An 8,341-nucleotide genomic window follows, 5' to 3' on the forward strand; every position below is an offset into this window, starting at 1 on the left:
GGAGCGCGGCAGGCAGTCGCGACCGCAACGCAGGTCATGGCGGCGTGCCCTCATCGAGCGATGACCTGCCCGACTGGCTGTTCAGCGCCGACCCGCTGACGTCCCCGCCGCGATCAGCGAACGCTCCCGCAATGTCCTCTCCCGCATCTCGGGAAGCGTCCCCGAGCGCGCGCGTCAAGAACGACGCGGACACGTTGCGCGTCGAGCCGTCGAGGGACATCGTCGAGACGCCGGCGGCCTCGCGCACGACCGTCGGGAAGTCGGTCGACCACACGAACCGAGCGGCCCGCGAGGCGAGCTCTCGGCCTCGGAGACGCCCCACGGACATGCTCGCGAAACCCCCGCGTCAGGCACCCCACCACGCGGAACGGTTGGCCCCGCCGGCTCGCGAATCCGCGGCGAGCAACGCGACGTCAGTGGTCACCGACGCGATGGACGCCACGACAGACCCCACCACGTCGACCGACACGAGCGCCCCGTCCTCGGACGCCGCTCGCACTGACGCCATCACAGGCCCCACCACATCGGCCGACACGAGCGCCCCGTCGTCCTCCGACGCCGTGCAACCAGCCTCCGACGCCGCGCGAGCGACCGTCGCGACTCCGCGGCGCGGCCGGCTGCCGGCCCTCGACGGCGTGCGCGCGCTCGCGGTGTTGGCCGTCATGGCGTTCCACTTCCGGGTGCCCGGGTTCAGCGGCGGTTTCCTGGGCGTCGACATCTTCTTCGTCCTGTCGGGCTACCTCATCACGAGCCAGTTGTGGTCGCGCTGGCCGCTGCGCGGCATCGATCTGAAGGCGTTCTGGGCCGCTCGCGTACGACGCCTCGCGCCCGCCGCGCTGCTCCTGCTCGCCGTGACGACGCTCGTCACGGCGTGTTTCCATCCGTCCGGCCTCGCGCAGCAACTGCGCGATTCGGCGGCGGCGCTGACGTACACGTCGAACTGGTGGTACGTGTACGGCGGACGGCAGTACGGCGACTTCGGTTCGTGGTGGTTCCTCGAACACCTGTGGTCGCTCGCGATCGAGGAGCAGTTCTACATGCTGTGGCCGCTCGTGGTGGCGGGGGTGCTCCTCGCTGTTCGCGCCACACGAACGCGGCGTCACGTCCTGCTCGCCGTGACCATCGGCGGGGCGCTCACCTCGAGCATCGCGATGAGTGTCGGCGCCTTCGCCTCGAGCGGCCGCTGGGCCGACGACCCCACGCGCGTCTACTTCGGCACGGACACACACGTCATGGGCCTGCTCGTCGGCGCCGCCCTCGCACTGCTGCTCGACGCGCGGGGGTTCCGCTCGCGCCTCACGTTCGCCCCGGCGACGACCCGCATGACGGCCGCCGGCGTCGCCGCGCTCGTCGCCGTCATCGTCGTGATGACGCAGCTCGACTTCCTCTCGATGGGTTTCTACCGCTGGGGCGGTTTCTTCGCCTTCTCACTCGTCGTGGCGGCGCTCGTGTGGGTCGTCGTCCATGACGGCCCGCTCACCCGCGCGTTGTCGTGGCGCCCGCTGCGCTACGTCGGCGACCGCTCGTACGGGCTGTACCTGTGGCACTGGCCGCTCGTGACGCTGCCGTTCGTCACCGACGCGATGGAGTCGTCGTGGCTGCTGCCCGCGATCGGGTTGAGCATCGCGACGTTCGTGCTCGCCGAACTGAGCTACCGCTACGTCGAGATGCCCGTACGCCGCGCCGGGGTGCGCGCCTGCCTGCGTCGCGCGCGGGGCGCTGTCGTCGACCGCCGTGTCGGCGCCATGGTCGCGAGTCTCGCACTCGCGGCGGCGCTCGTCGTCACGGCGACACAGCTCGTCGCGCACCGTCAGGGGTCGACGGAGACGACGGCACCCGCGCCCGGGATCGACGCCACGCCCACCCCGGCGCCGTCCGCCCCGCCGACGCCGGGGCGCCCCGGGGCGTCGTCGACCTCGGCGAGCCCGTCGTCGTCGAGCAACACCCCCGCGGCCGGGCTCGACACCCGCGCCACGAAGCAGATGAGCATCAGTGTCTGGGGCGACTCCGTCCCCGCGTCCGTCGCGCTCAACCAGCTCCCGCACGCCTACCGCACGGTCGACAACCACGCCGCGAAGAGCCAGCAGGCGAACGCGGTGCTCGAGCAGGTCATGGCGGCTGCAAAGGCGGGGACGATCAGGAGCGACGTCGTACTGATCCACACCGGCGACAACGGTGTCGTACCGCAGGAGATGCTCGCCAAGACCCTCGACGCGTTGAAGGACGAACGCGTCGTGCTCGTGGTGCCGAAGACCACGCTGGGCACCCAGAAGCAGGCGCTGCATGCGATCCGCGAGGCGGCGAAGGGCCGGCCGTGGGTGCACCTCGTCGACTGGTACGGCGCCTCCAAGGACCACCCCGAGTACTTCATCGACGGCGTCCACCCCACCCTCGCAGCGATGCCCGTCTACATCAGCCTCGTGCAAAAGGCTTCGAAGGGCTGACCGCGACGCGACTCGTCAGGCATACCTCCGCCGCGTGAAGCGCGCCAGATCCTGCGCGAGCCGTTCGAGCGCGTCAGCGGCGTGATGGCGACGATCCCACGCGGCGTGGAGGCGGATGCCGAGAGCGTCGCCGTCAGCGTCGCGGATCGTGAGGGGCACGAGGCCGAAGCGGGGGTCGTCGGTGAGGACGCAGACGCCGCGCCCGCTGGCTGCGACGGCCTGGGCGACGACGGGTGAGGCGAACTCCGCGCGGGGTTCGACGCCGAGCTGCTCTGCGTCGAGGGCTGCGTCGAGCACGCGGCGCGCCGAGAAGCTGCGTTCGAGCAGAAGCAGGTCAGCACCCGCGAGCTCGTCGAGGTCGACGGCATCGCGCTGCGCCCACGGATGGGTCGGCGCGACGCACGCCCACAGCTGCAGGCGCGCGACGACGCGGCTGCCCAACGCCGGGGGTGGTGCGAGCGGCGCCACGGCGAGGTCGGCTCCGCGACGCAACGTGTCGTAGACGTCGTCGACGGACGCTTCGGCGATGCTCGGCAGCGGCGCGTCGGCGGACCACGTCGCGAGCCAGGGGGCGAGGACGTCGTCGCGGGTCGTGCCGGGGCTGACGAGACGAACCCGCTGCAGACGGCCGGCTGCGACGCCGCGGGCCGCGTCACTCACGGCGTCGGCCTGGCGCAGCAGTCGACGCGCGACGGGCAGCACGTCGATGCCGGCGGAGGTGAGGCGCAGCCGCCCGTCCTCACGATCGAACAGGCGGATGCGCAGCTGCCGCTCCAACTGCTGGATCTGACGCGTGACGGCGGGTTGCCCCACGCCGAGTCGCGCCGCGCCGGCCGTCACCGTCCCGGCGTCGGCAACGGCGACGAAGCACTCGACCGCCCTCAACTCCATACCGTCCCCTTCTGCGATCTACGTCCACATCGGCGATCTACGGTCACTTTCACCGCCCTCGGCGGCTGGCCAGAGCCCATCAGCGGCCTATTCCCAACATGCATACCAATCATCGAAAATTGATATTGGACAGCATAGGCGCCAAGCCTCAGAGTGAGGGAGAACACTGATCGACCCTGGTCACTCGCACCTCGGTTCGATCCCGTACGACGAAAGGACACGGCCATGACGTCCGTCCCTCAGGAGCGCAAGCTCGTCACCGCCATCCCCGGCCCGAAGAGCCAGGAACTGCACCAGCGGACGAAGGGCGCGGTCTCCGCGGGCGTCGGCATCGGCCTGCCTGTCTACGTCGAGCGTGCGGGCGGCGGCATCCTCGTCGACGTCGACGGCAACCAGCTCATCGACTTCGGCTCCGGCATCGCCGTGACGAGCGTCGGCAACTCGGCGCCGAAGGTCGTCGAGAAGGCCAAGAACCAGCTCGACGACTTCACGCACACCTGCTTCATGGTGACGCCGTACGAGGAGTACACGGCCGTCTGCGAGAAGCTCAACGAGCTGACGCCCGGTGACCACGAGAAGCGTTCGGCGCTGTTCAACTCGGGCGCCGAGGCCGTCGAGAACGCCGTCAAGATCGCGCGCGTCCACACGGGCCGTCAGGCCGTCGTCGCGTTCGACCACGCCTACCACGGCCGCACGAACCTGACGATGGCGCTCACGGCGAAGAACATGCCGTACAAGCAGGGCTTCGGGCCGTTCGCGGGCGACGTCTACCGCATGCCGATGGCGTACCCGTACCGCTGGGTCGGCAACGCCGACACGATCACTGACGACGCCTTCGAGGCGTTCACGAGCGCTGTGCACGCGCAGATCGGCGAGCAGAACGTCGCGGCCGTCATCATCGAGCCCATCCAGGGTGAGGGCGGGTTCATCGTGCCGCCCGCCGGCTGGTTGAAGAAGGTCGCCGACTGGTGCCGCGAGAACGGCATCGTCTTCATCGCCGACGAGGTGCAGAGCGGTTTCTGCCGCACCGGCGACTGGTTCGCGTGCGACGCCGAAGGCGTCGTGCCCGACCTCATCACGACCGCCAAGGGCATCGCGGGCGGCCTGCCGCTCGCGGCCGTGACGGGCCGCGCCGAGATCATGGACGCCGTCCACGCAGGCGGCCTCGGCGGCACCTACGGCGGCAACCCCGTCGCCTGCGCGGGCGCCCTCGGCGCGATCGAGACGATGGAGTCGGAGAACCTGCCCGCGCGCGCCAAGGAGATCGAGGCGATCTTCCGCGAGCGCCTCGGCCAGATCGCCGACACGCACGACGTCGTCGGCGACATCCGCGGACGCGGCGGCATGATGGCCGTCGAGATCGTCAAGGCCGGCACGAAGGAGCCCGACGCCGACCTGACGAAGAAGATCGCGGCCGCCGCGAACGCTCAGGGCGTCGTCACGCTGACGGCCGGCACGTACGGCAACGTCCTGCGCTTCCTGCCGCCGCTCGTCATCGGTGACGGCCTGCTGCGCGAAGGCCTCGACATCATCGCCGAAGCGTTCGACTCCGCGACTGCCTGAGCGCCTGAGCGAGCACGACCATCCACAGGCTGTGTCGGATCGCCCCGCCCCGGGCGATCCGGCACAGCCGCTTCCACAGCTGCACCCGCCGTACTCGCCGGTACACCACGAATCTGGGATAGGAAAGACACATGGACACGAAGGCTCTGATCAACGACGTGCCGAAGCAGCTGTTCGTCGACGGCGCATGGCGCGACGCGGAGGGCGGCAAGACGCTCGAGGTGACGAACCCCGCGACCGGCGAGGTCCTCGCGCGCGTCGCCGACGCCTCCCCCGCTGACGGCGACGCAGCCCTCGCCGCCGCGCACGCCGCGCAGGCGAGCTGGGCGGCCACCACACCGCGTGAGCGTTCCGAACTGCTGCGCAAGGCGTTCGAGCTGCTCATCGAGCGCACCGACGACTTCGCGGCGCTCATGACCCTCGAGATGGGCAAGCCCTTCGCCGAGGCCAAGGGAGAGGTCGCCTATGGCGCCGAGTACTTCCGCTGGTTCGCGGAGGAGGCCGTGCGCATCAACGGCACGTACCTGCCCGCCCCCGCGGGCGGATCGCGACTGCTGACGATGAAGCAGCCCGTCGGCCCGTGCCTCATGATCACGCCGTGGAACTTCCCGCTCGCCATGGGCACGCGCAAGATCGGTCCGGCGCTCGCGGCCGGTTGCACGATGGTCATCAAGCCCGCCGCCGAGACGCCGCTGACGATGCTCGCCCTCGTCGCGCTCCTCGAGGAGGTCGGCGTCCCGAAGGGTGTCGTCAACGTCGTCACGACGAGCGATTCGGGCGGCGTCATGGAGCCGCTCATTCGCGACCCGCGAGCTCGCAAGCTGACGTTCACCGGCTCGACGGCTGTCGGCCGCAAGCTCGTCGAGCAGTCGGCCGAGCAGTTGCTGCGCGTGTCGATGGAGCTCGGTGGCAACGCGCCCTTCATGGTCTTCGAGGACGCTGACGTCGACGCGGCCGTCGAGGGCGCGATGGCGGCGAAGATGCGCAACATCGGTGAGGCCTGCACGGCCGCGAACCGTCTGTATGTGCACGAGTCGGTCGCCGCGGAGTTCGGCGAGAAGTTCGCCGCGAAGATGAAGGCGATGACGGTCGGCAACGGCATGGACGAGGGCGTCACCGTCGGCCCGCTCATCACCGGCAAGGCCGTGAAGAACGTCCAGCGACTCATCGACGGTGCCGTCGCCGCGGGCGCCACGAAGGTGTGCGGCGACGAGCAGGTGCCGAGCGAGGGCAACTTCGTCGCCCCCACCGTCCTGACGAACGTGCCCGGTGACGACGACATCGTGCGCGAGGAGATCTTCGGCCCGGTCGCCGCGATCCAGACGTTCACCGACGAGGACGACGTCATCGCCCGCGCGAACTCGACGGAGTACGGCCTCGCCGCGTACTTCTTCTCGAAGGACTACTCGCGGGCGCTGCGGGTCGCCGAGAAGCTCGAGTACGGCATGGTCGGCGTCAACGTCGGCGTCATCTCGAACCCGGCCGCGCCGTTCGGCGGGGTCAAGGCCTCCGGGTTCGGCCGCGAGGGCGGCTTCCAGGGCATCGACGAGTACCTCGAGACCAAGTACGTGGGCATGGCGCTCTGAGCGCCTGCGACGAAGGGACATGTGATGAGTGAAGCCATCTACACGGTGACGAACCCGGCGACGGGTGAGGTCGAGGAGACCTTCCCCACCGCGACCGACGATGAGGTAATGGCCGCCCTCGAGCGCGCCTACGCCGCCCGCGAGCGCTGGCGCAAGGTGCCGCTCGAGGAGAAGATCGCGATCATCGAGCGCGTCGCGGCCGAGTACGACTCGCGTCAGGAGGAACTGGCGCGCATCATCGGTGACGAGATGGGCAAGCCCCACGGCGACGCGACGGGTGAGGTGTGGCTCTCGGGCGACATCCACGCGTACAACGCGAGGCACGCGCCGGAGGTGCTTGCCGACGAGGAGCTCGACCTGGGCGAGCGTGACGGGCGCGCGTACATGCGCAAGGAGCCCGTCGGCGTCATCGTCGGCGTCATGCCGTGGAACTACCCGTATTACCAGGTCGCGCGTTTCGCGGCGCCGAACCTGCTGCTCGGCAACGTCATCCTGCTCAAGCACGCGCCGCAGTGCCCGCGTTCGGCGAAGGTGATCGAGGAGATCTACCACGCCGCCGGGGTGCCGAAGGATGTCTATCAGAACCTCTACGCGACGAATGAGCAGATCGCGATGCTCATCGACGACCCGCGCGTGCAGGGCGTGTCGCTGACGGGTTCGGAGCGCGCCGGTTCGGCCGTCGGTGAGCGTGCAGGGCGCAACCTGAAGAAGGCCGTGCTCGAGCTCGGCGGCAGCGACCCGTTCGTCGTGCTGCCGGACGCCGACATCGACAAGGCTGTCGAGGACGGCATCCTCGGCCGCTTCGAGAACTCGGGTCAGGCGTGCAACGCGGCGAAGCGGTTCATCCTCATCGGCGACGAGACGTACGACAAGTTCGTGCCGAAGTTCGCCGAGGCCGTCGCCGGGTTGAAGATGGGCGACCCGCACGACGAGTCGACGAACATCGGCCCGCTCGTGACGGAGGCCGCCGCGAAGGGTATCCAGGCGCAGATCGACGACGCCGTCGACGCGGGCGCCGAGGTGGTCGTCGGTGGCAAGCGTCCTGACGGTCCGGGCGCGTACGTCACGCCGACGGTGCTCGCCGGCGTCACGCCGCAGATGCGCGCGTGGAGCGAGGAGATCTTCGGCCCCGTCGCCGTCATGTACAAGGCGGCCGACGAGGACGAGGCCGTGCGCATCGCGAACGACACGCTGTTCGGTCTCGGCGCGTCGGTGCACTCGTCTGACGTCGACGCCGCGCTGCGCGTGGCCGATCGGCTCGAGTCGGGCATGGTGTCGATCAACGAGGCCCCCGGTTCTTCGTCGGAGCTGCCGTTCGGTGGCGTCAAGCGTTCCGGTTTCGGGCGCGAGCTCGGCACGTACGGGTTCGACGAGTTCTGCAACAAGCGGATGATCCGCATCGCGGGCTGACGAAGCTCGAAGGGGCGGGGTGCACCGCAGCGAAGCGAGGATGTGCCCCGGCCCCTTCGGGCGCGCGTCGGACCGCCGAAGTGATCGCGGGCTGACGAAGTACGTCCACCTGACCATTGGGCCTAAGAACGCCCCACTCGTGCGTCACGTCGCACGAGTGGGGCGTTCTTGCGTCACAGCATCCCGACTTACGCGACATGTCGCGCCATCGGGGTACTGCATCCGACGTCAGCCATTCATGACGAACGTCGCCCGCGAACGCGTCAGATCTGACACCTTCGCGGGCGACGTTCGAGCTCACCGTGAGCGACGGGTTCAGCCCGCGACGACGGCGCCCTCCGGTGCGAGGTCGACGCCGGCCGGCTGGGCCTCGGCGTCGGGGCGCACACGTCGCGGGACGAGCATCGCGATGGCGGCGCCCGCGACGGCGGCGCCCGCGACGGCGGC

Annotated in this window: 6 protein-coding genes; 4 read left to right on the plus strand and 2 right to left on the minus strand. The window is 69.9% G+C overall.

From position 1 onward, the window contains the following. Window positions 1-34: 34 nt before the first annotated feature. A complete protein-coding gene (locus HMPREF0321_RS16685; protein WP_040014343.1) occupies window positions 35-274 on the minus strand; it encodes a hypothetical protein in 240 nt (79 codons plus the stop codon). 52 nt (window positions 275-326) lie between these two features. On the opposite strand from HMPREF0321_RS16685, the gene HMPREF0321_RS03015 reads away from it, so the two are divergent. Next, on the plus strand, window positions 327-2,444 hold the full coding sequence (locus tag HMPREF0321_RS03015) for an acyltransferase family protein (RefSeq protein WP_217490512.1): 2,118 nt from the start codon (window positions 327-329) through the stop codon (window positions 2,442-2,444). A gap of 15 nt (window positions 2,445-2,459) precedes the next feature. Here HMPREF0321_RS03015 and HMPREF0321_RS03020 read toward each other — a convergent pair whose 3' ends face one another. Beyond that, window positions 2,460-3,335 carry a LysR family transcriptional regulator gene (locus HMPREF0321_RS03020; RefSeq protein WP_006944005.1) on the minus strand — a complete coding sequence of 292 codons (876 nt, stop codon included), beginning with the start codon at window positions 3,333-3,335 and terminating at the stop codon, window positions 2,460-2,462. A 225-nt stretch (window positions 3,336-3,560) separates the two neighbouring features. Between HMPREF0321_RS03020 and gabT the strand changes: the two genes are divergently transcribed. The 3 genes from gabT to HMPREF0321_RS03035 all read left to right on the plus strand — a co-directional run bounded on the left by gabT (window position 3,561) and on the right by HMPREF0321_RS03035 (window position 7,894). Next, a complete protein-coding gene (gene gabT / locus HMPREF0321_RS03025; RefSeq protein WP_006943994.1) occupies window positions 3,561-4,898 on the plus strand; it encodes a 4-aminobutyrate--2-oxoglutarate transaminase in 1,338 nt (445 codons plus the stop codon). A 131-nt stretch (window positions 4,899-5,029) separates the two neighbouring features. Beyond that, the gene (locus HMPREF0321_RS03030; RefSeq protein ID WP_006943997.1) at window positions 5,030-6,484 is read left to right on the plus strand and encodes an NAD-dependent succinate-semialdehyde dehydrogenase; all 1,455 of its coding nucleotides are present in this window, start codon (window positions 5,030-5,032) and stop codon (window positions 6,482-6,484) included. 24 nt (window positions 6,485-6,508) lie between these two features. Continuing rightward, window positions 6,509-7,894 (plus strand): NAD-dependent succinate-semialdehyde dehydrogenase, encoded by a 1,386-nt coding sequence (locus HMPREF0321_RS03035; RefSeq protein ID WP_040014345.1) that lies wholly within the window; start codon window positions 6,509-6,511, stop codon window positions 7,892-7,894. The last annotated feature ends 447 nt before the right edge of the window (window positions 7,895-8,341 follow it).

Origin of the sequence: Dermacoccus sp. Ellin185 (assembly GCF_000152185.1) — a bacterium.
GTDB lineage: Bacteria > Actinomycetota > Actinomycetes > Actinomycetales > Dermatophilaceae > Dermacoccus > Dermacoccus nishinomiyaensis.

What these genes read in the sequence shown, in the direction of transcription:
- HMPREF0321_RS03015 (WP_217490512.1), top strand. Translation starts at nt 327, where the DNA reads ATGCTCGCGAAACCCCCGCGTCAGGCACCCCACCACGCGGAACGGTTG.
- HMPREF0321_RS03020 (WP_006944005.1), bottom strand. Translation starts at nt 3,335, where the DNA reads ATGGAGTTGAGGGCGGTCGAGTGCTTCGTCGCCGTTGCCGACGCCGGG.
- gabT (WP_006943994.1), top strand. Translation starts at nt 3,561, where the DNA reads ATGACGTCCGTCCCTCAGGAGCGCAAGCTCGTCACCGCCATCCCCGGC.
- HMPREF0321_RS03030 (WP_006943997.1), top strand. Translation starts at nt 5,030, where the DNA reads ATGGACACGAAGGCTCTGATCAACGACGTGCCGAAGCAGCTGTTCGTC.
- HMPREF0321_RS03035 (WP_040014345.1), top strand. Translation starts at nt 6,509, where the DNA reads ATGAGTGAAGCCATCTACACGGTGACGAACCCGGCGACGGGTGAGGTC.